The organism is Streptomyces sp. NPDC006551, from assembly GCF_040611675.1.
Lineage (GTDB): Bacteria > Actinomycetota > Actinomycetes > Streptomycetales > Streptomycetaceae > Streptomyces.
The window spans coordinates 63,314-85,820 of record NZ_JBEXOT010000028.1 but is presented as its reverse complement, the minus strand read 5'-3'; the positions used below and the strand labels follow the sequence as shown (position 1 = coordinate 85,820).

Below are 22,507 nucleotides of genomic sequence, written 5' to 3'. Positions count from 1 at the left end.
GTCGACGCTCCGCGTGGACTCCCTCCTCCGCCTTGCGATCGCACGCACCAGACACCGCTCGCTGATCCGTCCTGATCGACGAGACACCCCCTAGGCTCGGTCCATGCCCCGCCGCCACATTCACGTGACCGGCGCAGCCGAGGCTCCGCTGCGGGCCGCCCTGCGCGCACTGCGTACCGAGCTCACGATCCCGCAAGCCTTCCCACCCGCCGTCCTCGCCGAGGCCGAGGCCGCGGCGAAGGCGCCGACACTTCCCGGCCACGACGCCACCGACATCCCCTTCTTCACCATCGACCCGCCCACCTCCACCGACCTCGACCAGGCCATGCACCTGGCCCGCCGGGCCGACGGCGGCTACCGCGTCCACTACGCCATCGCCGACGTCGCCGCCTTCGTCGCGCCCGGGTCCGCCCTCGACGCCGAGGCCCACCGCCGGGTCCTCACCCTCTACTTCCCCGACGGCAAGGTGCCCCTCCACCCCGCCGTCCTCTCCGAGGGCGCCGCCAGCCTGCTGCCCGGCGAGACCCGCCCCGCTCTGCTGTGGCGGATCGACCTCGACGCGGAGGGCCGCCGCGTCGCCACCGACGTACGCCGGGCCCTCGTCCGCAGCCGCGCCAAGCTGGACTACGCCGGCGTGCAGGAGCGGATCGACTCGGGAACGGCCAAGGAACCCCTCGCCCTGCTGCGCGAGATCGGGATGCTCCGTGAGGCCCTGGAGACCGAGCGCGGCGGGATCTCCCTCAACGTCCCCGAGCAGGAGATCGTCGACTGGGACCACTCGTACTCCCTCGCCTACCGCGCCCCGCTCCCCGCCGACGGCTGGAACGCCCAGATCTCCCTCCTGACCGGCATGGCCGCCGCCGACCTCATGACGGCCGCCGGCACCGGGATCCTCCGTACGCTGCCCACCGCCCCCGACGGGGCGGTGGCCCGGCTGCGCCGCTCCGCGCACGCCCTCGGGGTCGACTGGCCGCACCACGTCTCGTACGCGGACGTCGTCCGCTCCGTCGACCCCACCGACCCCCGCCACGCCGCCTTCCTCCAGGAGTGCACCACCCTGCTGCGCGGCGCGGGCTACACCGTCTTCACCGACGGCAGCGTCCCCTCGCCCGCCGTCCACGCCGCCGTCGCCGACGAGTACACGCACTGCACCGCCCCGCTGCGGCGGCTCGTCGACCGGTACGCGGGAGAGCTGTGCGTCGCGGCCGTGGCGGGGCAGGAGCCCCCGGAGTGGGTACGGGCGGCGCTCGACGCCCTCCCCCGGGAGATGGCGGAGGGCTCGCGGCGGGCGAACGGCGTCGAGCGCGAGACCGTGGACATCGTGGAGGCCGCCCTGATGAGCGGGCGGATCGGCGAGGTCTTCGACGCGTACGTGATCGATGTGAAGGAGCGCGATCCGGCCGTCGGCACCGTTCACCTGGAGGACCCCGCGGTCGTCGCCCGGATCGAGGGCGGCGAGACGCGGCTGCCGCTGGGCGAATGGCTGCGGGTCAGACTGACGCAGGCGGACCCTGGGCGGGCGAAGGTGCTGTTCGCGCCCGCGTGAGGGCCGGTACGAGCGCCTGGACGAGGGCCCGGGCGTCGTCCGCGTGACAGCGCACGGTGTGGACGGACCGGGTCCCGCCGAGGAGCCGGGCCACGTCGACCGGTTCGGTGAGTTCGATGGTGACGGAGGTCTGGGAGCCGACGGCGAGGTTCAGCACGCCCTCGGCCTTCTCGTGGGTGAAGAGCAGCTCGTGCCGGACGGCGGCGATCCCGCTCAACGGGACCGTCAGATCGACGTGAGCGGCCTGCCGCAGCCGGAGCGCGCCGGAGGCGAGGACGTGCGGGCGGGTGACGGAGGCGGCGTGCAGACCGAGCACGAACAGCACCGTGTACACGTCCAGGACGAGGACGACCGCGTGGACCGCCGGCAGGTCGGCGAGCAGATACGACATCCCGACGGTCTCGACGAGGCAGACGAACGCGAAGCCGTACATCAGGGCCGCCTGGTCGCGGGCGTGCGAGAACGCCCGCTCCCCGGCGCGCACCCCGTGCCGGCGCCGGGCCACCCACAGGCCCAGGCTCGCCATCAGCCGCAGTTCGTGCCCGACGAGCCGGCGGACGGGCTCCGGCACCAGCTCCGCGAGGACCTCGCGCCGGGAGAGCCCGCGCCGTCGCAGGCGCACGTACGCGGCCGTTTCGGCGACGAGGAGCAGGAGGACGGCGATCTCGGCGCAGACGAGCACGGGCCTAGGGATGCGCAGTCCGGCGACGAGACAGGTCAGGAGGACGATCTCGGCGGGAAGGAGGGCGTACGCGGTGGCGCGCAGCACCCGGGACCCGGCGGCGGGCGGGGCGGCGGGGGTGGAGGGGCCGGTCACCGGGCACGCTCCTGGACCAGCCGCAGGGCGCGGCGGACGGCGGCGGCCTGGGCGGGGGAGAGGTCGGCGAGGAACGCGTCCGTGAACCCGCCCTCCGGCAGCTCCCCGGCCTCCAGCGACGCGACGGCCTCGTCCGGCACACAGTCGGCGAGGGCCTCGGCCGCCGCCGCGACGCGGGGGTCGTCCGGCTCGGCCTCGGCGAGCGCGTCGAGCCGTGCGTACACGTCGCGGGCGCGCTCGAGCGCCTCCGGGGTCTCGGTCATGCTCCGCATGGCCTCCATCAGCCGCCCCCGCTCCTCCTTTGGGGCGACCGTGTCGAGCAGGGCGAGCAGCTCCCGGTCCTTGGCGGCCATGGGGGAGGCGGAGACCTCGCCGAGGCCCGCGAGCAGACCGGCCAGCTCGGCGGAGACGGGTCCCTCGGCGGTGATCCGGCCGGCCCGTGCCTCCCCGAGCAGCTCGGCGAGGCGCGTCCGGCGCTCCCGGATCACGGCCTCCTGCCGCCCGAGATCGGCGTCCAGCTCCTCCAGGACCTCGACCAGCTCCCGGCCCTCGTCGTCGGCCAGGACGTCCCGGACCTCGTCGAGCCCGAGGCCCAGCTCGGCCAGCCGCCGGACCCGCGCGAGCAGCACGGCGTCGCGGAGGCCGTACTCCCGGTATCCGTTGGCCCGCCGCACAGGCTCGGGCAGCAGCCCCAGACGGTGATAGTGCCGCACGGCCCGCGGGGTGACCCCGACGAGCGCGGCGATCTCGCCGATTCGCATGGGCCCAGTACAAACCCTGACGCTACGACAAGGTCAAGTGCGGCCGTTCTCCCTCCTTCGCGCCAGGTAGCATGGTCGACACGGCAGACGAGCCGGGCGGGCGGCCGCGTGGGGATCCTGGATCCTCCCGAGGAACGTCCGGGCTCCACAGGGCAGGGTGGTGGCTAACGGCCACCCGGGGTGACCCGCGGGACAGTGCCACAGAAAACAGACCGCCGGGGACCTCGGTCCTCGGTAAGGGTGAAACGGTGGTGTAAGAGACCACCAGCGCCTGAGGTGACTCAGGCGGCTAGGTAAACCCCACCCGGAGCAAGGTCAAGAGGGGCCGCTTGGCAACAGGCGGCTCTGCGCGAACGCTCGAGGGCTGCCCGCCCGAGTTCGCGGGTAGACCGCACGAGACCGGTGGCGACACCGGTCCTAGATGGATGGCCGTCACCCCGACGACCGCGAGGTCCCGGGGCACAGAACCCGGCGTACAGCCCGACTCGTCTGCCGCTCTTCGTTCGCTCTCGCGTACCGTCCGCCGCCTACGACCCGCCGAGGGACAGGCGGGTCGTATCGGGCGCCCTGTAGGTGTCTCGACGCCGCCTGGGAGCGGGTCTCCGGCTGAGCCGGCTCTTTGGGGGCCTCACTCGGCGGCTCCCAGGGCGATCGCCGTGTGCGCCACGGAGGCCAGCGTCATGTGGCGGTGCCAGCCTCGGAAGGAGCGCCCCACGAAGTCCCGGAGCCCGGCCCGGTCGCCGATGCGCGCGAAGTCCTCCTCCACCCGGCCGTTCAGCTTGGCGATCCGCAGCAGCGACCCGACCGGCAGATGCGTCATGCCGGTGACCCACAGCTGGGAGGGAGGCTGCGCCGGGTTGGTCCACTCGCCCAGCAGGAGCAGACGGCGGGGTCTGGCCCCGGCCGTGCCCGGCAGCGCGATGGGCACGGTCGCGGCCAGGGTCGTGCGCAGGGTGTTCCCGTGCGCCGCGTCCCGCCAGGCGATGGGGACCCGCATGCCCTTGACCAGTTCGAGTATCCGCGGGGCGGGCAGCGAACCGGTCCGGTAGCCGGGCAGCGACGGGTCGGCGACGGCCATCCGGCACAAGGGGCTGATCCGGGCGACGAAGGGCACGCCGCTCGCGGCCAGCCGGTCGGTCGCGGCGGAGATCCCGCCGCACCGCAGGTCGAGCAGGACCGGCCGCCGCGGAATGCTCCACCGCTGGACCATCCGCACGACGGCGGACACGGCGCACTCCTCCGTGCTCTCCGCCCCGAGCCCTTCGGGTACTTCGGCCTGCTCACGCCGCTCCGGGTCGTTGATCCACGGTTCCGGAAGGACCATCCGCCAGTTGACGGGCGCGCTCAGCTCGGTAGAGGCGAGCCAGACGCCGAGCGCCTGCTGGCCGCGGAAGACCTGACCCAGGTGAGGCGCGAAGTGCTGGTCCACGCCCACCGAGTGCTTGCCCGCCTTGGGTATGTGGATCGGCCGTATCACCCACGCCTGTGGTGCCGCGGTGTGCTCGAGGTATTCGGCCAGGGCGATGCGCAGCGGCCGCCAGTCCCAGGCGGAGCTGGAGATGAAGTGGTGCAGGCTCTGCTCCACGGACGCTCCGCCCAGATGGGCCGCGATGTTGCGGATGGACTTGCGGCCCGGCGTGGACAGCAGACCGCGCAGATACTGCTCCGCGCGCAGCCGGTGGTTTCTTCGGCTCAGAAGGGAGAACAGGACGGTGCACAGCTCGGCGACGATGTCGTCGGACACATCGGCACCGGAGGGAACGCCGCCCTGATGGGGCACTGCCGGCGTGTCGGCAGGGTCGTCTGTCCCGAGGATGAATGTGTTCACGATGCTCCAGCCGTGTGGGGGGCGGCCCTGTCGGGGTTGCCTGTTCACCATGGCTGGCACGGCCCTGATCTCACGAGGTGATCCGGACACCTGATTTCACGGCTCGATGCGCCGACGGTCACCTGCCGTCGGCGTACGTGAACCGCGTGTTTCCGTGTCTCCGCACGAACCTGTACGGCGTACCGCGCCGCCGGGACGGGTGGTGCCGGGACAACCGCGGATCAGGGGCCGGAGTGGGGCACGGCCACCCCGGCCCGCCGCGATCTCACCGGATCCGCAGGCCGCCGAGGTAGGACCGCACGTTACGGCGGGTCTCGGCCACGCTGTCGCCGCCGAACTTCTCCGCGACGGCGTCCGCGAGGACGAGCGCGACCATGGCCTCGGCGACGATCCCGGCTGCCGGGACCGCGCACACGTCGGAGCGCTGGTGGTGCGCCTCGGTCGGCTCGCCGGTGGCGACGTCGACGGTGGCCAGGGCGCGCGGGACGGTCGCGATCGGCTTCATCGCCGCCCGTACGCGGAGCAGTTCGCCGGTGGTCAGACCGCCCTCGGTGCCACCGGAGCGGCCGGTGGTGCGCTTGATGCCGTCCTCGGTCCTCATGATCTCGTCGTGCGCCTGCGAGCCGGGAACGCGGGCCAGCTCGAAGCCGTCGCCGACCTCGACGCCCTTGATGGCCTGGATGCCCATCAGCGCGGCGGCGAGGCGGGCGTCGAGGCGCCGGTCCCAGTGCACGTGCGAGCCGAGCCCGACGGGTACGCCGTAGGCGAGGACCTCGACGACACCGCCGAGGGTGTCACCGTCCTTGTGGGCCTGATCGATCTCCGCGACCATCGCCTTCGACGCGTCCGCGTCCAGACAGCGCACCGGATCGGCGTCCAGCTTCGCCACATCGGCGGGGGTCGGGTACACGCCGTAAGGGGCCTTCGCGGCGGCGAGTTCGACGACGTGCGAAACGATCTCGATGCCCGCGGTCTCCTTCAGGTACGACCGGGCCACCGCGCCCAGGGCCACCCTCGCCGCCGTCTCCCGGGCGCTGGCGCGCTCCAGAACCGGCCGGGCCTCGTCGAAGCCGTACTTCTGCATGCCCGCCAGGTCCGCGTGTCCGGGCCGCGGCCGGGTCAGCGGCGCGTTGCGGGCCAGCCCCGCCAGCACCTCCGGATCCACGGGATCGGCCGCCATCACCCGCTCCCACTTCGGCCACTCGGTGTTGCCCACCATGACCGCCACCGGGGAACCCAGGGTCAGCCCGTGCCGCACCCCGCCGAGGAACGTGACCTCGTCCCGCTCGAACTTCATCCGCGCACCGCGGCCATAGCCGAGGCGCCGCCGCGCGAGATGGTCCGCCACCACCTCCGTGGTGATCGGCACGCCGGCGGGAAGGCCCTCCAGCGTCGCGACGAGTGCGGGACCGTGGGACTCCCCCGCGGTCAGCCACCGCAGCCTGCTCAACGGGTCCCCCCGAGGCCGCTGTCGGTGAAGTCACGGTCACCGTGCAGCCAGGTCACCTTGTCGTACATCTCGCCCTGCGACAGCGCGGAGAGCATGGCGTTGCGCGCCTCGGCCTCCTCACCCGCCGGGTGGTACAGCTCGCTGCCCATGCGCCGGGCGATCAGCTGGGTGCGTCCCGCGCGTTCGCGGCGCACGGCGTTGAACTTCTCGAGGCGCTGCACGACGTCGTCCGCGCCCATGCCGTCGAGCAGGTCGCCGAGGACGACGGCGTCCTCCAGCGCCTGGCAGGCGCCCTGGGCCGCGTACTGGAGCATCGGGTGGGCGGCGTCACCGACCAGGACGGCCCGGCCGTCGGTCCACCGGTCGACGGGGTCACGGTCGCACAGCACCCACTCGCGCCATCCCTCGCCGAGTTCGAGCAGGCGGCGGGCGGTGGCGCCGATGCCGGGGAACTGGGCGAGGACATGGGCGCGTGCGGTCTCCCGCCCGGCCACGGGCACGGTCGCGCCGTCGTCGCGGGTGACCGCGAGGTTGAGGTACTTGCCGCCGCCGATGATGTAGTGCACGAAGTGCCACTTGGGGCCGGCCCACAGCGTGACGGTGTTCCAGCGCAGCTCCTCGGGCACCTTCTCGATCGGGATCACCGAGCGGTAGATCGTGTGACCCGACACACGGGGTTCACCGTCGCCCAGCATCGCCGCGCGCACGGTGGAGCGGATGCCGTCCGCGCCGATCAGCGCCGCACCGCGGAACGTCCGCCCGTCGACGGTCCGCACGGTGACGCCCCCGGCGTCCTGCTCGTAGCTCCGGACCGCGGCGTCGGCGACGAGTTCGACGCTGTCCAGCTCCTGGCAGGCGGTGAGCAGGGGCTGGTACAGGTCCCCGCGGTGCACCACCGCGTACGGGTTGCCGAACCGCTCGCGGTAGGCGCCGGTCAGTTCCATGGCGGCGACCTTCTCGTCGGTGGTGCCGTCCATGAAACGCAACTCATCGATGAACACGGCACGTTCGCGCACGCTCTCACCGGCGCCGAGGCGGTCGAGGGCGTGGAAGGCGTTGGGGCCGAGCTGGATACCGGCCCCGATCTCGGCGAAGGTGTCGCTGCGCTCCAGCACCGTCGCGCTGTGTCCCGTCCGGGCCAGCGACAGCGCCGTGGCGAGCCCGCCGATGCCGCCCCCGGCGATCACTATGTGTGCCATGGTCCGTCAAATCCCTTCAGAATCAGATGAATGGTGATCGTGAGTCAGTGCTGCGCACGCGCAGTGGAGGGCGGCAGCGGGTGCTGCGGGAAGAGCCGGTGCAGCTCCTCGTGGAAGCCGGGGAACGTCTTGGCGACGCAGCCGGGATCGTCGAGGGTGAGGTTCCCGGTGCGCAGGTTCAGTACGGAGAACGCCATGGCGATCCGGTGGTCGCCGTGGCAGGCGATGCGCGCGGGTGACGTGCTGCCCGGGTGCACGGTGATCCAGTCCGGGCCGGTCTCGACGCGCACGCCCGACGCCCGAAGATTCCGCGCGACCGCCTCGATCCGGTCCGACTCCTTCAGCCGCGCATGGGCGATGCCGCGCACGGTGATCGGGGCGTCGGCCAGGGGCGCGATCGCCGCCAGCGTCATGAAGGTGTCGGAGATCTCTCCCATGTCGACCGTGAAGCCGCCCCTGAACACGCCGGTCCCGGTGACCGTGGTCGCCCCCAGTCCGCGGCGCACCCGGGCCCCGGTGCGTTCGAGTACGTCGACGAAGCGCACGTCGCCCTGCAGGCTCTCCCGGCCGAGGCCGTCCACCGTCACAGCGCAACCGGTGACGGCCGCCGCGGCGAAGAAGTACGACGCGGTGGAGGCATCCGGCTCGATGCGCAGATCGGCGGCGCGGTAGCCGGTGGGACGGACGGTGAACTCATCCGGGGCGTCCTCGGTCACCTCGGCACCGAAGTGCCGCATCAGCGCGAGTGTCATGTCGATGTAGGGGCGGCTGACCAGCTCGCGCACCCGGACCAGCAGGGGGGTGCCGAGCAGGGGGCCCGCCATGAGCATCCCGCTGAGGAACTGGCTGCTGAGCCTGCCGTCCACGTCCAGTCCGCCGCCGTCGAGCCCTCGCGCCGCCACCCGCAGGGGCAGCGTCCCGCCGGGAGCGGTGGTGACCTCGGCACCCAGCCGGCGCAGTGCGTCGGCGAGCGGGGCCACGGGGCGGGCGGTGAGCTGGGCGCTGCCCTCGAACACGAAATCGCCGTGGCCCGTGGCCGCCAGCGGCGGCAGGAAGCGCGCGGCCGTGCCCGCGTCCGCGCACCAGATCCGGCCGGCGCCGACCGGGCCGCCGCCCAGGCCGGTGACCCGCCAGGCGTCGCCGTCGGCCGACGGCTCGACACGGGCGCCCAGTCGGGTCAGCGCGTCGCGGAAGGCCAGGGTGTCGTCGCTGACCAGCGGAGCGGTGAGAACGCTGGTCGCGTCGGCCGCGGCGGCGAGCAGCAGGGCTCGGTTGGTGAGTGACTTCGAGCCGGGGATACGGGCGTCGAACGCCCGGGGTGGCGCGATGGCGGTGATCATTGCTGTCCTTCGTCGAGGGGTGGCCGCCACGTGTGTCACGGGAAGCCGGGCGTCAGGTGGCCGTGGCGAGCGCCGCGGCGATCTCCTCCGCGATCTCGCGTGGCGCACGGTGTTCGGCGCATACCGACACCGCCGCCAGCTGCCGGTACAGGGGCAGCCGGGTCCGCGTCAGCCGCGCGAGCCGGTGCCTGGGGTCGCCCTCCAGCAGGGGGCGGCTGTCGTCGTCGCCGATCCGCTGGGCGAGCGTGTCGAGGCCGGCCCACAGGTGCACCACGCGGCACCCGGCCAGCCGTACGCGCGTGTCCGCGTGGAGCACGGCGCCGCCGCCCAGCGAGAGGACACCGGTGTGTCCGGCCAGTGCGGCGACGACCGCCTGATGCTCCAGCAGCCGGAAGGCCGCCTCGCCCCGCTCCCTCAGCACATCCGGCGTGGGCCGCCCGGCCAGGCGTGCCACATCGTCGTCGGTGTCGCGGAAGGGGACGCCGAGCAGATCGGCCAGCGCCAGGCCGACGGTGGTCTTGCCTGCTCCGGGCATGCCGATGAGGACGGCCGCGGGTCCGGTCATGCGTCTGCCTTTCGCGTCGGGAGAAGGCGCGTGCGGGGTCCGGGTACCGCCGCGCCAGTGCCGAGCCGGGCCGCCCGAGTGCGCTGACATCGCGCATCCGGTGCCGTACGCCGGCCGACCGGGGGAACCGATCGGCGGACCGGAGGGAATCCGATCGGCGTACAGCGATGAGGCGTCCGGCCGGCCGCATGGCGTGGCGGTGGGTTCAGGAACCGGCCGGTTCCAGCGCCAGGCCGCGCCCGGCGAGCGCGGCCAGGGCGAACTCGCCCTCCACGGTGGCCTCCACGTCGAAGGCGTGGCGTTCGGTCGGCGCGTAGCCGATCAGCGGGGCGGCCAGATTGGGCAGAACGACCTGCGCCGCCTGCCGCGACTCCCACAGCAGTACCGCTCCCCACCGGTCGGTGGCCGCGTCGGAGATCCAGAACTTCAGCCGCAGGCCGGGCACGTGGGAGAAGCGCTCCACCGCCTCGTCGCGGAGAAAACCGCGCAGAGACTCGATGGTCTGCCGCGAGTCCGCCAGATCCCACCAGACGATCACCGCGTGCACGTGCCGGACACCTCCTGGAGCAGCGAGCCGATGATGCTCGGCCCGTCCACGGTCAGCACGGACTCGGCGTGGAACTGCATCGACGCGAACCCCGCCGCCCGCAGCGCGTGCACCTCACCCGTCGCCGGGTTCCGGCTCACCTCGACCCTGCCGTGCACCGGGTGCTCGAAGGAGTCCGCGTCCCACTGGGCGGCGAAGGTGTTGTAGAAGCCCACCCGCGCCGTCCTGCCGAACAGGTCGATCTCGTGCTGCGCGCCCTGGTTGGGCACCGGGCGGCGTACCAGGTCCAGGCCGAGCAGCGTGCTCAGTACCTGATGGCTCAGGCAGACGGCGAGGAACGGCCTGCGCTCCTCCAGGAGCTGGGACACCGCCGAGCGCAGATGAGCGATCTTCGGGTGGGACGTCTCCCGCGGGTCGCCCGGCCCCGGGCCCATGACCACCAGGTCGTGCGCGCCGAAGTCGTACGACTCGTCGAAGCGGCGCACGTTCACCTCGCAGCCCAGCGAGCGGATCTGGTGGGCGATCATCTCGGTGAACGTGTCCTCGGCGTCGACCACCAGAACCCTGCGTCCCGCCAGCGGGCCGGTGGGCCGGGCGGGAACGGCGGTGTCCCGCAACCAGAACCGGGCGATGTCGTCGTTGCGCGAGTCGAGCGCCTCGCGCACCGCCGGATGCGATCCGAACCGGGTGGGTTCGGCCCCGCCGAGCGCCGCCAGCAGCCCCGCGGCCTTGGCGCGGGTCTCCTGCACCTCCGAGGCCGGGTCGGAGTGGCGCACCAGCGTGGCACCCACGCCGATCCGCATCACTCCGGTGGTGTCGATGTCGGCGGTGCGGATCAGGATCGAGGAGTCCAGGGTGCGCCCGCCCGCGGCGTCACGTCCGATGAGGGCGGCCACACCGCTGTAGTAGCCGCGCCCCGCCGGCTCGTAGCGGCTGATGACGCGTGCGGCGCTCTCCAGCGGGGAGCCCGTCACCGTCGGCGCGAACAGCGTCTCGCGCAGGATGTCGCGCACATCGCGGTCGGTCCGGCCCTCGATGAAGTACTCGGTGTGCGCGAGGCGCGCCATCTCCTTCAGGTACGGCCCCACCACGCGGCCGCCCCCGGGGCAGATCCGGCCCATCATCTTCAGTTCCTCGTCGACGACCATGTACAGCTCGTCGGCTTCCTTCGTGTCGGCGAGGAAGGCGAGAACTCCGTCCAGGTCGGGGCCGGTCGCGGGGTAGCGGTAGGTGCCGCTGATGGGGTTCATCACCGCCCGGCCGTCCCGGACGCTGATGTGCCGCTCGGGGGTGGCTCCGACGAAGGTCCGCTCGCCGGTGTGGATGAGGAACGTCCAGTACGCGCCCGCCTCCCGTTCGACGAGGCGGCGGAAGAACGACAACGCGGCCGGCACGCCGAAGTCCGGCAGCTGAGCGGTGAAGGACCGCTTCATCACGAAGTTGGCGCCCTCACCCGTACCGATCTCGTCGGCGACGACGCGGCGTACCGTCTCGGCGTACGAGTCGTCGTCGATGTCGAAGTGACCCCCGGTCACCTTCACCGGATCGTTGGGCAGCAGTCCCAGGTTCTCGCGCAGCGAGAGGGATGCCTGTTCGCGCACCCGCATCGCCAGCAGCGGACTGCCGTCGTCCGGGGCCGCGAAGCCGCGTTCGGCCAGCTGCCGATAGGGGATGAGCACCAGCAGTTCCTGGCCGGCGCCGGCGTCCTGCGTCTCGTCGAATTCGAGGTCGGCGAGCGTGCCGACCCGCGCCATCTCACCGGTCAGCACCTCGAGGGTGTCGTCTCCCGCCGCCTCCGGGCGATGCAGCAGGGCGAACGCCTCCGTCGAGCCGTCCAGGATGCGCGACAGCAGCGCCAGCGCGCCGTCCTGCCTTGTCATGGGGATCCTTTCGCCGGGGGCACGCTCAGTGCGCTGCCACGGTCGCCGCGTCGAGCTCGGTCAGTGCCGCTTCGGCCGTCACGACCTTCGCGGCACGCTCGGCGGCATAGGTGAGTGCCAGCCGGTGGTAGTCGGCGGAGAAGTCGGCCACCGCGTCGGCCACCAGGAACGGCTGGATGTCGTTCGTGTACGCCTCCACCGCGGTCATCAGTACGCCCACGTGCGCGTACACCCCGCAGATGATCAGCTGGTCGCGGCCCCGCGCGCGCATCCGGGCCAGCAGGTCGGTCTTGAAGAAGGCGCTGTACCGCCACTTGGTGAACGTCCAGTCGCCGTCTTCCGGCTCCAGCGGGGAGACCACCTTGCGGTGTTCGGGCGTGGCCCGCATGCCCGGACCCCAGAAGTCCTTGAGGAGCCCGCGCTGTTCCGGCGTCATGCTGCCGGGCTGGGCGGTGTAGGCGACGGGAATGTCCAGTGCCCTGGCCTGCGCGCGCAGCCGCGCCGTGTTGTCCACCAGGGCCCGGCCGAGGTCGGTGGTGCGCGGGAACGGCCTGAGGAAGTACTCCTGCATGTCGTGCAGGAGCAGCACCGCGCGCCGGGGGGAGAGCTGCCAGTCGACCGTGTTCTCGGGGAGTTGCTCCGCGGTGGGCAGGGGGTAGGACTCCACCGGGGGGATGCCGGGCATGGGGCGTTTCCTTTCGTTCTCAGACACCGAGGGTGGCTCCGCCGTCCACGGTCAGTTCGTGCATCGTGATGTGCCCGGCGTCCTCCGACAGCAGGAAGGCGACGGTCCGGGCGACGTCCTCGGGACGGGCGACCTTGCCCAGCGGAATGCCGACTCGGTACTGCTCCGGTTTGCCGGCGATCGACGCCTTGGCGGCGGTGTCGGCGGTGTGCATGCCGCGCAGCATCGGGGTGTCGGTGGAGCCGGGGGCCACCACGTTGCAGCGGATGCCGGTGTGCGCCACTTCGAGGCCCAGGCACTTGGTGAACGCGGTCGCGGCGGCCTTGGACGCCGCATAGGCCGCCATCTCCGCGCGCGCGGTGCCCGCGGCGTTCGACGCGACGGTGACGATCCCGCCGGCGCCACGGGGGATCATGCGGTTGACCACGGCCCGCGACACATGGAACACGCCGGTGGCGTTCACCGCGAACGTGGCGTTCCAGTCCTGGTCGGACAGGGCGCGCGCCTGGCCGAGACGCAGCACACCGGCGGCGTTCACCAGGTGCCGCACCGGGCCGAGCCGGGTCTCGACGTCGTCGACGAGCTGCTCCACGGCCGAACTCGACGTGACGTCGGCGGCGAAGCCGGTCACCTCCAGGCCGTCCGCGCGGAGCTTGGCGGCCGTGGCGGCGATCCGTTCGGCGTCCAGGTCGACGGCGGCCACCCGTGCTCCGCGCTCGGCCAGCACCCGGGCGACGGCCTCTCCTATACCGCCGGCCGCCCCGGTGACCAGGGCGAGTGTTCCTTGCACGTCTCCAACCTCCTTGTGTCGTCGGCGATTCGAGTGACGCGTGCGGGTCAGCCCCGCCAGGCCGAGGTCACCTCGACGGCCTGCTGCGGGTTCAGCCGCGGGTCGCAGAAGCTCAGGTACTTGTCGCCGATGCGGTCCAGCGCGACCGCGTCCGAGACGCACTCGGTGACCGCTTCGGGAGTCGTCTCCAGGTGCAGGCCGGCCGCGACGCCGCCGCCGGCGCACACCGCGTCCTGGAACGCCTGGATCTCGCACACCACGGTCTCGACCAGGCGGGTCTTGAGCCCCTCGGGGCCGGACACGGTGTTGCCGTGCATCGGGTCCGACAGCCACAGGACCGGATGGCCGGCCGCGGTGACGGCCTCCACCAGGGCGGGCAGCTTGCGCGGGGCGTTCTCCGCACCCATCCGGGCGATCAGGGTGAGCCGGCCGGGGCTGCGCTCGGGGTCCAGCCGCTCGCACAGCGCGAGCAGCTCCTGGGGCGTCATGCCCGGCCCGACCTTGACGGCGACCGGGTTGGACACGGCGGCGAGCAGGGCGATGTGGGCGCCGTCCGGCTGCCGGGTGCGCTCGCCCACCCAAGGCCAGTGGGTGGAGGCCAGCAGCAGCGAGCCGTCGGGTTCGCGGCGCAGCATGGGCAGTTCGTAGTCGAGCAGCAGTGCCTCGTGGCTGGTCCACACCGGCACGCCGAACTCCGAACGGCGGCCTGCGGTGCCGCGCCAGCCCAGGTAGTGCATGGTGTCGCTGGCGGCCCGGTAGCCAGAGAGCAGATGGTCGGGGTCGGGGCGGCGCAGCTCGGCATCGGGCTCGGGCCGGTTGACCAGGTGGCCCCGGTAGACGGGCAGTTCGACGCCGTTCACGGTCTCGGTGGGGCGCGAGCGGGGCTTGCCGAACTGTCCGGCGAGGCGGCCCACCCGCAGCACAGGCCTTCCGGACGCGAGCTTCATCGTCCCGGCGAGCACGTCGAGCAGCGCCGTCTTGCGGGCGACGTCCTCGGGGGTCGCCTCGGCCGGGTCCTCGGCGCAGTCGCCGGCCTGGACGATCTGCAGGTGGCCGGCCGCGGCCTCGCTCAGCAGGGACCTGAGGCGGTGCACCGCCTCGATGTCCACGAGGGCGGGCATGCGTCGCAGGTGGGCGCGGGCCGTGTCCAGACGGGGGTGGTGAGCCCAGTCGGGCTGTTGGAGAGCGGGCAGGGAGCGAAGGTAGGACTCAATGTCGGTCATCGAATTCCCTCGGCGGGGGCATGCCGGAGCAAACTCCGGCTGGTGGCGGGCATGGCCGTGTGTGAAGCGGGCACGGTCGTACGTGCGCGCCGGCAGGGTCTCTGCCCGGTGGGGCCGCGGCTGCGGGCATCCCGGCGTGCGTCCTCCAGCGGGTTCGCATCCGGGCCTGGCCGGGCGGACACCACTGTGGAAGCGGGGCGTCCCGAGCGGCAACGCACCGGCGCGTAGTCCGTCGAGACGGCGCTCAGTCCGTCGCCAAAGCGCCTAATCCGTCAACTCGACGCGGCACGGGGGCGGGACATCTGACGAAGTAACGCGGCCGCGATTGCCGCTCCTCCACCGTTCCGGAAGGCTCCGCTGCCGTCATGAGCCGCGATTTCGGCCACCGGACACCGACAACGCAGAAGGAATGTCCGTCATGACGAACGTCGCCATCATCTATTACTCCTCCACCGGCCACGTCCACACGCTCGCCCAGGCCGCGGCCGACGCCGCGAGGAAGGCCGACGCCGAGGTGCGGCTGCGCAGGGTGGCCGAGCTGGCCGACCGGGCCGCCATCGAATCCAACCCGGCGTGGGCCGCGCACCATGAGCAGACGAAGGACATCCAGGTCGCCGACGTGGGAGACCTGGAGTGGGCCGACGTCGTCCTCTTCGGTACGCCGACCCGTTTCGGCCTGCCCGCCTCGCAGCTCAAGCAGTTCATCGACACCGCGGGCGGCCTGTGGGCCCAGGGAGGCCTGGCGAACAAGGTCGTCTCCTCGTTCACCTCCACGACGCAGACGCACGGGGGCCAGGAGAGCACGCTGCTCGCGCTGAACAACACCTTCTACCACTGGGGCGCGATCATCGTCCCGCCCGGCTACACGGACCCGGTCCAGTTCCACGTCAGGAACGGCAATCCGTACGGCACCGGCCATGTCTCGTACGACAAGGGCGCCGTCGACGAGGCCACCCTCGCCGCGATCGAGTATCAGACGCGCCGCACGGTCGAGGTCGCGGCGGCGCTCGAGCGGGGCTACGCGGCGGCCTGACGCGCGACGCCGCCGGGACTCCCGACCGGTCACCACCCCGAGCGAGGAAGGGCCGGACACCGAACGGTGTCCGGCCCTTCCCCGTACGCGGTGCGTCATGATCCGCCGGCCGCCGGCCGGGTGTCGACCGGCGGCGGCCGACTTCGTCACCTTGCCCGAGCGCTTCTGACGAAGTCTGCGGCGTGTGACAGAGTCCGCGGCCGCCCCGTGCGGCGGCGACCGCCCCTGTGACCAGAATGCTGGCCGTCCGACCCGCCCGTTGCGCCGATCAGCAGGAGCGTTCCCGCCATGACCATCCAGGCCGACACCGCCGCGCTCCACGCGACCGACGAGGCCGTCGTGACCGTCTGGTCGGACATCGGCTGCCCGTGGGCGACGCTGGCGCTGGCCACGTTGCACACCGCCGCCGCCCGGCGCGGCCAGGAACTCCTGGTCGACCACAGGGCCTTTCCCCTGGAACTGTTCAACTCCGAACCCACACCCAAGCCCATCATCGACGCCGAGACGGTGGCGATCGGCGCGCTGGTGCCCACGCTCGGCTGGCGCCTGTGGCCCGGCCCGGACTGGCGCTATCCGGTGACGACGCTGCCGGCGCTGGAAGCCGTACAGGCCGCGAAGGCACCGGCCGTCGGCGGGCTGCCCGCGAGCGATCAGCTGGACACCGCCCTGCGCCACGCCTTCTACGGGCAGGGCCGCTGCATCAGTCTCACCTCCGAGATCCTCGCCGTGGCCGCCACGTGCCCGCTCGTGGACGAGGCGGCGCTCGCCGACGCCCTGGCACAGGGCACGGCCCGCGCGGCGATCCACCGTGACTTCGCCGTGGCAAGCGGCCCCCGGGTGCAGGGCAGCCCGCACCTCTTCACCGCCTCCGGCACCGACGCGCACAACCCCGGTGCCGACTTCGTGTGGACGGGCGACCCGTACGACGGCGGATTCCCCCACTTCCGTTCCTACACGCGCGACTGGGCCGACGAACTCCTCGACCGAATCGCAAAGGCACCGCAGGCCGACTGAACCCGGGGCCGTGACACGCCCCCCGCCGGACCTGGCCGAAAGGAAGCTCTCCGATGTCTGCTGCAGACCCCCTTCTCGAACTGCCCTACGGCACCACGCCCGACCCCGACGAATTCCTCCGCGCCGCGATCCGCTGGCACTTCTCGAAGGAGACCGGCGCGCCGTTCTGGCTCGACCGCCTCGGCCGGCTGGACTTCGACCCCGTCGAGGACATCCGCACCTTCGACGACCTGAAGCTCTTCCCGAACTTCGCCAACGACCTGCGGGACGTGCGTGCCGAGGACCTGATCCCGCGTGGGTACGGCGGCCGCCCCGAGATCGTCGGCGTCTTCGACAGCGGCGGCACCACCGGCGCGCCCAAGCGCGTCGTCATGCTCCAGGAGTGGCTGGACATGCTGCTGGCCCACAGCAACGCCCAGCTGGACGCGCACGGCGTGCCGCGCGACGTGAACTGGCTGCTGGCCATCCCGTCCGGGCCGCACATGGTCGGCGCCTCCTTCCAGCAGCTGGTGGCCCAGCGCGGCGGCCTGTCCTTCGCCGTCGACGTCGACCCGCGATGGGTGAAGAAGATCATCGCGCGGGGCGACCAGGCCGAGTCCGACCAGTACACCGAGCACCTCATCGACCAGCTCCAGCATCCGCTGCGCTCCCAGGACATCGGCGTGCTCATGCTGACGCCGCCCGTGCTGGAGCGTCTGTGCCGCCGCGACGAACTCGTCGACCTCGTCCGCGAGAAGGTCAGGGCAATCATGTGGGTGGGCACCCAGCTCGACCCCGACACGCGGCACCTGTACCGCACCGAACTGTTCCCCGACACCGTGCTGTGCAGCGGCTTCGGCAACACCATGACGCTCGGTCACGTCACCGAGCGCCCGGGCCTGGGCGACGACGACCCCTGCGTCTACGACCCGTTCTCGCCGTACATGACCTACAACGTGGTCGACCTGGAGAAGCGCCGGCCGGTCGAGTACGGCGAGCGCGGCCGCGTGGTGATGCACTACGTCGGCAAGAGCCTGTTCCTGCCCAACAACGTGGAGCGGGACGTCGCCACCCGCGTCCGCCCCCTGCCGGGCCAGGTCGGCGACTCGGTCGCGGACATCGCCCCGGTGCGGGAGTTCGATGACCAGCAGGTCATCGAGGGGGTCTACTGATGCCCACCTCCGAGCCGTACCCGCTGGACGCGCTGGGTCCCGGCGGCCCGTACCGCGCGCGCAACCGCGAGACCGTCACCGACACGGCCGGGACGGCGGTCGCCGAACTCAGCCTGGTGCCGCGGCTGTTCGTCAGCCGGGCTCTCACCGCCCTGCACAAGGCGACGCCTCTGCCGCGCGAGCGGCGACTGGCGGCCCTCGCCCGTGCGGCCCGCGTCTTCCGTGAGGACGAGGTGCACGGGCTGACGTACGACGCGTACGAGCGCACCGTGGCCCGGGTCTCCGGGATCCCGCTGCCCGCCGTCCGCTCCGCCGCCGACGAGATCGCCGACTCGGCGCGCCGCGCCCTGGCCGGGGCCTACGGCGCGCTGCCCGGCGGCGCCGTGCTGGACTGGCAGGACGCGCGCACCCGCACCGGCAGCGCGGTGTGGACGCGGCGCGGCGAGGTGCTCGCCGTGAACGCGGCGGGCAACCACCCGGCGCCGCACGCGCTGTGGCTGGAGGCGCTCGCGCTGGGCTTCCGCGTCGCGATCCGGCCCTCCCGCCGGGAGCCGTTCACCCCGCACCGGCTGGTCGCCGCGCTGCGCACGGCCGGGTTCGGCGACGACCACGTGGTGCTGCTGCCCACCGACCACGCGGTGGCCGGCGAGCTGCTCACCGGCGCCGACCTGGCGCTGGTGTACGGCGGTGACGACGTCGTCCGCAAGTACGCCGACGACCCCGACGTGCTGGTACAGGGGCCTGGCCGGGCGAAGATCCTGGTCACGGCCGAGTCGGACTGGCGCGCGCACCTGGACACGATGGTGGACTCCATCGCGCACCACGGCGGCATGAAATGCGTCAACGCGACCGCTGTCTTCGTCGAGGGCGATCCGGCGCCGGTGGCCCGTGCGCTGGCCGAGCGTCTCGGCGCGCTGCCCAGCCTGCCGGCCGAGGACGAGAAGGCGGGGCTGCCCGTGCAGCCGCTCGACCGGGCGCGGGCCCTGGAGCGGCATCTGCTGGACCGCGCCAAGGGAACCACCGCACACCTCGGCGGCGACGGCGTCGTGGACGAACTCGTCGACGGCGGCGCGGTGTTGCGCCCCGCGGTGTTCGAGGCGCCCGACCTCGAGGGCGGCTGGCACACCGCCGAACTGCCCTTCCCCTGTGTGTGGGTGGTGCCCTGGAACCGCGCCGACGGCGCCGCCGTCCTGGGCGACTCACTCGTCGTCGGTGTGCTGGCCGACGACGAGGTCACGCCGTCGGACGAGGAGCTGATCGACGAGCTGGTCGCCGACCGGACGATCGCCAACGTGTACGTCGGTGACCACCCCACCCACTGGATGGACCGCGGCGTGCCGCACGACGGCTATCTCGGCGAGTTCCTGATGCGCAGCAAGACCGTCATCCGCGGCTGACCGGTGCCACCCGGGCACAGCCGACACCATCACCTCTTCAAGGAGCAGATCATGTCCACCAGTCACGCCATCTCCGGTACCGAGCCCGCGGCGGCGGCGGGGGAGTTCGCCCTGGCCGGTGAACTCGTCATCCGCAGGATGGGTTTCGGCGCCATGCAGCTTCCCGGCCCCGGCGTCTGGGGCCCGCCGAAGGACCGTGCCCGAGCGGTGGCGGTGGTCCGGCGCGCGGTGGAGCTGGGCGTCAACCACATCGACACCAGCGACTACTACGGCCCGTACGTCGCCAACGAGGTCATCCGTGAGGCCCTCCACCCGTACGACGACGACCTGGTCATCGTGACGAAGGTGGGCGCCTTCCGCACACCGGACCAGGCCTGGCCGTCGGCGCTGAAGCCGGAACAGCTGCGCCGGGCCGTGTACGACAACCTCCGTGGCCTGGGCCGCGACCATCTCGACGTGGTGAACCTGCGGATCGTGGAGGAGGCCGGCGGTCTCGGCCCCGACGACTCGATCGCCGAACCCTTCGGCGCGCTCGCCGAACTGCGCGAGCAGGGCCTCATCCGGCACCTCGGGGTCAGCAACGTCACCGCCGGGCAGCTCGCCGAGGCCCGGGAGATCGCCCCGGTCGTCTGCGTGCAGAACGAGTACAACGTCGTGCGCCGCCTCCACGAGGACCTCGTGCGGACCTGCGCCGAGGCGGGCATCGCCTTCATGCCGTTCTTCCCGCTGGGCACGTTCACCCTCCAGCACGAGAAGGACACGGCGACGGACACGAAGGTGCCGCAGCACGTGCCGCTGGACGCCCAGGTCATCCACGCCGTGGCGCGGCGCCTGGAGGCCACCCCCTACCAGGTGGCCCTCGCCTGGCTGCTGCAGCACTCGCCGAACATCTGCTGCATCCCCGGCACCTCCAGCCCGGACCACCTGGAGGAGAACATCGCGGCGGCCGGCCTGCGCCTGTCGGAGACCGACGTCAAGGAGCTGGACGCGCTGTACGGAGGCGAGGGCCGGTGAGCCTGGGTTTCTTCGCGGGTCAGAACAAGAACGAGGTCGTCATCGTCCCGCCGGGCGAAGGGCCGAGCCGGTGGGCGTTCGGCGACCGGTACACCGTGAAGTCCGGTGAACACAACACGGGAAAGACGCTCACCCTCATCGAGGCGCTCGTCCCGGAGGGCGGCGGTCCGCCGCTGCACGTCCACCACTGGGAGGAGGAGGCCTTCTACGTCCTGGAGGGCACCGTCGAATTCCGGGACAAGAACGGCAAGCACGAAGCCCCGGCGGGGACCTTCATCTATGTCCCGCGAGGCACGGAGCACGCCTTCAAGAACGTCACCGCGGAGCCCGCGAAGATGCTCTTCATGACCCTTCCCGGAGGGAAGGACAGGTTCTTCCTGAACGTCGGCGTCCCCGCGGACGGGGACACGCCGCCGCCCTCGGAGGAACAGCGCCTCAAGGATGTGGCCTACGGCTATGAGGTAGGCCCCGAATTCGGCGACGAGTACCTGGAGTAGTCCGCGGCGCGAAGTGATGTACAGGCGCGCGCACGGTCTGTCCCACCCTTGATCTCGGGAGTTCTCATGTCACGCAACGGAAAACAGCCCACCCGCCGTTCCGTCCTCGCCGCCGCGGGCGGGGCGGCCGGCGTCTCCGCACTCGGCTTCGCCCCGCCGGCCCTGGCCGCCTCCAGCGGTACGACGACGGAGGTGCCCCCCTTCGCCGCCACCGCGATCCAGCCCGGCGACCCCCGCTACGCGGACCTCACGGTCGGCCTGAACCAGCGCTGGACGTCGTCGCCGGACAGCGTCCACCTGGTGTCCACCACCGAGCAGGTCGTCGCCGTCGTCGCGCAGGCCGCGGCGGCGAAGAGACGAGTGACGGTCCGCAGCGGCGGCCACTGCTACGAGGAGTTCGTCTACAACTCCGACGTCGATGTGATCGTCGACATGTCGGAGATGAACCGCGTGTACTTCGACGCGGAGAAGAACGCGTTCGCGGTCGAGCCGGGTGCCAATCTCGGTGACGTCTACGACCGTCTGTACCGCGGCTGGGGCGTGACCGTTCCCGGAGGCATGTGCTACTCGGTGGGTGCGGGCGGACATGTCGCCGGAGGCGGCTGGGGGCTGCTGTGCCGCCGCGACGGCCTGATCGTGGACCACCTGTACGCGGTCGAGGTCGTGACGGTGGACAGCTTCGGGAAGGCCAGGGCTGTGGTCGCCACCCGCGACGACACCGGTCACCTCCACGACCTGTGGTGGGCGCACACCGGTGGCGGCGGCGGAACCTTCGGAATCGTCACCCGCTACTGGTTCCGCTCCCCGAACGCCACGGGGACCGATCCCTCCGCTCTCCTGCCGAAGCCGCCGACCGAGGTCCTCGTCAGCGCCCTCGCCTGGCCCTGGGCGAAGATGACGCAGGCGGACTTCACCACGCTGGTGCGCAACTTCGGCACCTGGCACGAGCTACACGCCGAACCGGGCGACACGCCGGGCCTGGTCTCCCTGCTCAACCTGAACCACATATCCGGCGGGGAGATCGGGCTGCTCACGCACATCACCGGAGACACCCCGAACGCCGACACCGTGCTCAGGGACTTCCTCGCCTACGTCACCCGGGGCATGTCCATCGCCCCCGTGCGGCCCTCGGAGAACTCGAGCGACCACGGCCCGCTGGCCAACTTCTTCGTGCCGCGGCGCTGGAGCTGGCTCAAGGCCACGCACTACCTCGGCACCAGCAACCAGGTGATGACCAACCCCACGCTGCGCGGCGACCAGAAGTCCGCCTATCACCGGCGCGGCTTCACCACGGCACAGATCGCCACCCTCTACAAGCACCTGCGGGCCGGGCAGCTGGACAACCCGATGGCGCAGGTGGTGGTGAGTTCCTACGGCGCGCAGGTGAACGCGCTGGCGTCCGGGGACACCGCGCAGGCGCACCGTGACTCCACGTTCAAGGTGCTGTACCAGACCAACTGGACCGAGGCGGAGGACGACGCGGTCAACCTGGCCTGGCTGCGCGGCCTGTACCGGGAGACGTACGCCGACAAGGGCGGCGTACCGGTTCCGGACCAGCAGACCTCGGGCTGCTTCGTGAACTACTGCGACATCGACCTCAGCGACGCGCGGTACAACACCTCTTCGGTGCCCTGGCACGACCTCTACTGGGACGGCAACTACGCCCGCCTCCAGCAGGCCAAGGCGTACTGGGATCCGACCGACTTCTTCCGGCACGGCCAGTCGGTCCGCCTGCCCTGACACATCCACACCGCGGATGCCCCGGGTTCA

Annotated in this window: 20 protein-coding genes and 1 other RNA gene; 9 read left to right on the top strand and 12 right to left on the bottom strand. The window is 72.1% G+C overall.

Going from position 1 to position 22,507, the window contains the following annotated elements:
• The first annotated feature begins 103 nt into the window (after window positions 1–103).
• Entirely contained in the window at window positions 104–1,546 is a 1,443-nt protein-coding gene (locus ABZY12_RS23520; RefSeq protein WP_356893392.1) for an RNB domain-containing ribonuclease, read from the top strand.
• Here the strand turns inward: ABZY12_RS23520 and ABZY12_RS23515 are convergent.
• Both ABZY12_RS23515 and ABZY12_RS23510 read right to left on the bottom strand, forming a co-directional pair.
• Window positions 1,491–2,363, bottom strand: coding sequence for a hypothetical protein (locus ABZY12_RS23515; protein ID WP_356893390.1), 873 nt, complete (start codon window positions 2,361–2,363; stop codon window positions 1,491–1,493). The genes ABZY12_RS23520 and ABZY12_RS23515 overlap by 56 nt on opposite strands.
• Window positions 2,360–3,124, bottom strand: coding sequence for a MerR family transcriptional regulator (locus ABZY12_RS23510; RefSeq protein WP_356893388.1), 765 nt, complete (start codon window positions 3,122–3,124; stop codon window positions 2,360–2,362). The genes ABZY12_RS23515 and ABZY12_RS23510 overlap by 4 nt, the downstream gene beginning before the upstream one ends.
• Window positions 3,125–3,212: 88 nt before the next feature.
• Between ABZY12_RS23510 and rnpB the strand changes: the two genes are divergently transcribed.
• An RNA gene (gene rnpB, locus ABZY12_RS23505) (RNase P RNA component class A) lies at window positions 3,213–3,616 on the top strand.
• A 136-nt stretch (window positions 3,617–3,752) separates the two neighbouring features.
• On the opposite strand, the gene ABZY12_RS23500 is transcribed toward rnpB, so the two are convergent.
• From ABZY12_RS23500 to ABZY12_RS23455, 10 genes are all read right to left on the bottom strand, one after another.
• On the bottom strand, window positions 3,753–4,868 hold the full coding sequence (locus tag ABZY12_RS23500; RefSeq protein ID WP_356893386.1) for a transposase: 1,116 nt from the start codon (window positions 4,866–4,868) through the stop codon (window positions 3,753–3,755).
• A gap of 349 nt (window positions 4,869–5,217) precedes the next feature.
• On the bottom strand, window positions 5,218–6,402 hold the full coding sequence (gene aroC, locus ABZY12_RS23495; protein WP_356893384.1) for a chorismate synthase: 1,185 nt from the start codon (window positions 6,400–6,402) through the stop codon (window positions 5,218–5,220).
• Window positions 6,399–7,601 carry a 3-hydroxybenzoate 6-monooxygenase gene (locus tag ABZY12_RS23490; RefSeq protein ID WP_356893382.1) on the bottom strand — a complete coding sequence of 401 codons (1,203 nt, stop codon included), beginning with the start codon at window positions 7,599–7,601 and terminating at the stop codon, window positions 6,399–6,401. Before ABZY12_RS23490 ends, aroC begins: the two co-directional genes overlap by 4 nt.
• 44 nt (window positions 7,602–7,645) lie before the next feature.
• On the bottom strand, window positions 7,646–8,941 hold the full coding sequence (gene aroA / locus ABZY12_RS23485; protein WP_356893380.1) for a 3-phosphoshikimate 1-carboxyvinyltransferase: 1,296 nt from the start codon (window positions 8,939–8,941) through the stop codon (window positions 7,646–7,648).
• A gap of 52 nt (window positions 8,942–8,993) precedes the next feature.
• The gene (locus ABZY12_RS23480; protein WP_356893378.1) at window positions 8,994–9,506 is read right to left on the bottom strand and encodes a shikimate kinase; all 513 of its coding nucleotides are present in this window, start codon (window positions 9,504–9,506) and stop codon (window positions 8,994–8,996) included.
• 205 nt (window positions 9,507–9,711) lie between these two features.
• Window positions 9,712–10,053: a hypothetical protein gene (locus ABZY12_RS23475; protein ID WP_356893376.1), complete on the bottom strand. Its 342-nt coding sequence runs from the start codon at window positions 10,051–10,053 to the stop codon at window positions 9,712–9,714.
• A complete protein-coding gene (locus ABZY12_RS23470) occupies window positions 10,041–11,933 on the bottom strand; it encodes an anthranilate synthase family protein (protein WP_356893375.1) in 1,893 nt (630 codons plus the stop codon). Before ABZY12_RS23470 ends, ABZY12_RS23475 begins: the two co-directional genes overlap by 13 nt.
• A 25-nt stretch (window positions 11,934–11,958) precedes the next feature.
• On the bottom strand, window positions 11,959–12,618 hold the full coding sequence (locus ABZY12_RS23465; protein WP_356893373.1) for an isochorismatase family protein: 660 nt from the start codon (window positions 12,616–12,618) through the stop codon (window positions 11,959–11,961).
• A gap of 19 nt (window positions 12,619–12,637) precedes the next feature.
• Complete coding sequence (locus tag ABZY12_RS23460) at window positions 12,638–13,408, bottom strand: 2,3-dihydro-2,3-dihydroxybenzoate dehydrogenase (protein WP_356893371.1); 771 nt, start codon at window positions 13,406–13,408, stop codon at window positions 12,638–12,640.
• Window positions 13,409–13,455: 47 nt separating this feature from the next.
• Complete coding sequence (locus ABZY12_RS23455; RefSeq protein WP_356893369.1) at window positions 13,456–14,631, bottom strand: 3-deoxy-7-phosphoheptulonate synthase; 1,176 nt, start codon at window positions 14,629–14,631, stop codon at window positions 13,456–13,458.
• Between the two features lie 418 nt (window positions 14,632–15,049).
• Between ABZY12_RS23455 and wrbA the strand changes: the two genes are divergently transcribed.
• The 7 genes from wrbA to ABZY12_RS23420 all read left to right on the top strand — a co-directional run bounded on the left by wrbA (window position 15,050) and on the right by ABZY12_RS23420 (window position 22,477).
• A complete protein-coding gene (wrbA, locus tag ABZY12_RS23450; protein ID WP_356893367.1) occupies window positions 15,050–15,664 on the top strand; it encodes an NAD(P)H:quinone oxidoreductase in 615 nt (204 codons plus the stop codon).
• Window positions 15,665–15,952: 288 nt separating this feature from the next.
• Window positions 15,953–16,678, top strand: a complete 726-nt coding sequence (locus ABZY12_RS23445; RefSeq protein ID WP_356893365.1) for a DsbA family protein — start codon at window positions 15,953–15,955, stop codon at window positions 16,676–16,678.
• Window positions 16,679–16,731: 53 nt separating this feature from the next.
• Window positions 16,732–17,829, top strand: coding sequence for a phenazine antibiotic biosynthesis protein (locus tag ABZY12_RS23440; RefSeq protein WP_356893363.1), 1,098 nt, complete (start codon window positions 16,732–16,734; stop codon window positions 17,827–17,829).
• Window positions 17,829–19,226, top strand: a complete 1,398-nt coding sequence (locus ABZY12_RS23435; protein ID WP_356893361.1) for an aldehyde dehydrogenase family protein — start codon at window positions 17,829–17,831, stop codon at window positions 19,224–19,226. Before ABZY12_RS23440 ends, ABZY12_RS23435 begins: the two co-directional genes overlap by 1 nt.
• Window positions 19,227–19,277: 51 nt before the next feature.
• Window positions 19,278–20,240, top strand: coding sequence for an oxidoreductase (locus tag ABZY12_RS23430; protein WP_356893359.1), 963 nt, complete (start codon window positions 19,278–19,280; stop codon window positions 20,238–20,240).
• Window positions 20,237–20,737, top strand: coding sequence for a cupin domain-containing protein (locus tag ABZY12_RS23425; RefSeq protein ID WP_356893357.1), 501 nt, complete (start codon window positions 20,237–20,239; stop codon window positions 20,735–20,737). The genes ABZY12_RS23430 and ABZY12_RS23425 overlap by 4 nt, the downstream gene beginning before the upstream one ends.
• A gap of 66 nt (window positions 20,738–20,803) precedes the next feature.
• On the top strand, window positions 20,804–22,477 hold the full coding sequence (locus ABZY12_RS23420) for an FAD-binding protein (RefSeq protein ID WP_356893355.1): 1,674 nt from the start codon (window positions 20,804–20,806) through the stop codon (window positions 22,475–22,477).
• The last annotated feature ends 30 nt before the right edge of the window (window positions 22,478–22,507 follow it).

Excerpts from the sequence above, each read along its gene's own strand:
- wrbA (WP_356893367.1), top strand. The coding sequence starts at position 15,050 with ATGACGAACGTCGCCATCATCTATTACTCCTCCACCGGCCACGTCCAC.
- aroA (WP_356893380.1), bottom strand. The coding sequence starts at position 8,941 with ATGATCACCGCCATCGCGCCACCCCGGGCGTTCGACGCCCGTATCCCC.
- ABZY12_RS23470 (WP_356893375.1), bottom strand. The coding sequence starts at position 11,933 with ATGACAAGGCAGGACGGCGCGCTGGCGCTGCTGTCGCGCATCCTGGAC.
- ABZY12_RS23420 (WP_356893355.1), top strand. The coding sequence starts at position 20,804 with ATGTCACGCAACGGAAAACAGCCCACCCGCCGTTCCGTCCTCGCCGCC.
- ABZY12_RS23520 (WP_356893392.1), top strand. The coding sequence starts at position 104 with ATGCCCCGCCGCCACATTCACGTGACCGGCGCAGCCGAGGCTCCGCTG.
- ABZY12_RS23435 (WP_356893361.1), top strand. The coding sequence starts at position 17,829 with ATGCCCACCTCCGAGCCGTACCCGCTGGACGCGCTGGGTCCCGGCGGC.
- ABZY12_RS23465 (WP_356893373.1), bottom strand. The coding sequence starts at position 12,618 with ATGCCCGGCATCCCCCCGGTGGAGTCCTACCCCCTGCCCACCGCGGAG.
- ABZY12_RS23510 (WP_356893388.1), bottom strand. The coding sequence starts at position 3,124 with ATGCGAATCGGCGAGATCGCCGCGCTCGTCGGGGTCACCCCGCGGGCC.
- ABZY12_RS23430 (WP_356893359.1), top strand. The coding sequence starts at position 19,278 with ATGTCCACCAGTCACGCCATCTCCGGTACCGAGCCCGCGGCGGCGGCG.
- ABZY12_RS23490 (WP_356893382.1), bottom strand. The coding sequence starts at position 7,601 with ATGGCACACATAGTGATCGCCGGGGGCGGCATCGGCGGGCTCGCCACG.
- ABZY12_RS23445 (WP_356893365.1), top strand. The coding sequence starts at position 15,953 with ATGACCATCCAGGCCGACACCGCCGCGCTCCACGCGACCGACGAGGCC.
- ABZY12_RS23455 (WP_356893369.1), bottom strand. The coding sequence starts at position 14,631 with ATGACCGACATTGAGTCCTACCTTCGCTCCCTGCCCGCTCTCCAACAG.
- ABZY12_RS23440 (WP_356893363.1), top strand. The coding sequence starts at position 16,732 with ATGTCTGCTGCAGACCCCCTTCTCGAACTGCCCTACGGCACCACGCCC.
- ABZY12_RS23480 (WP_356893378.1), bottom strand. The coding sequence starts at position 9,506 with ATGACCGGACCCGCGGCCGTCCTCATCGGCATGCCCGGAGCAGGCAAG.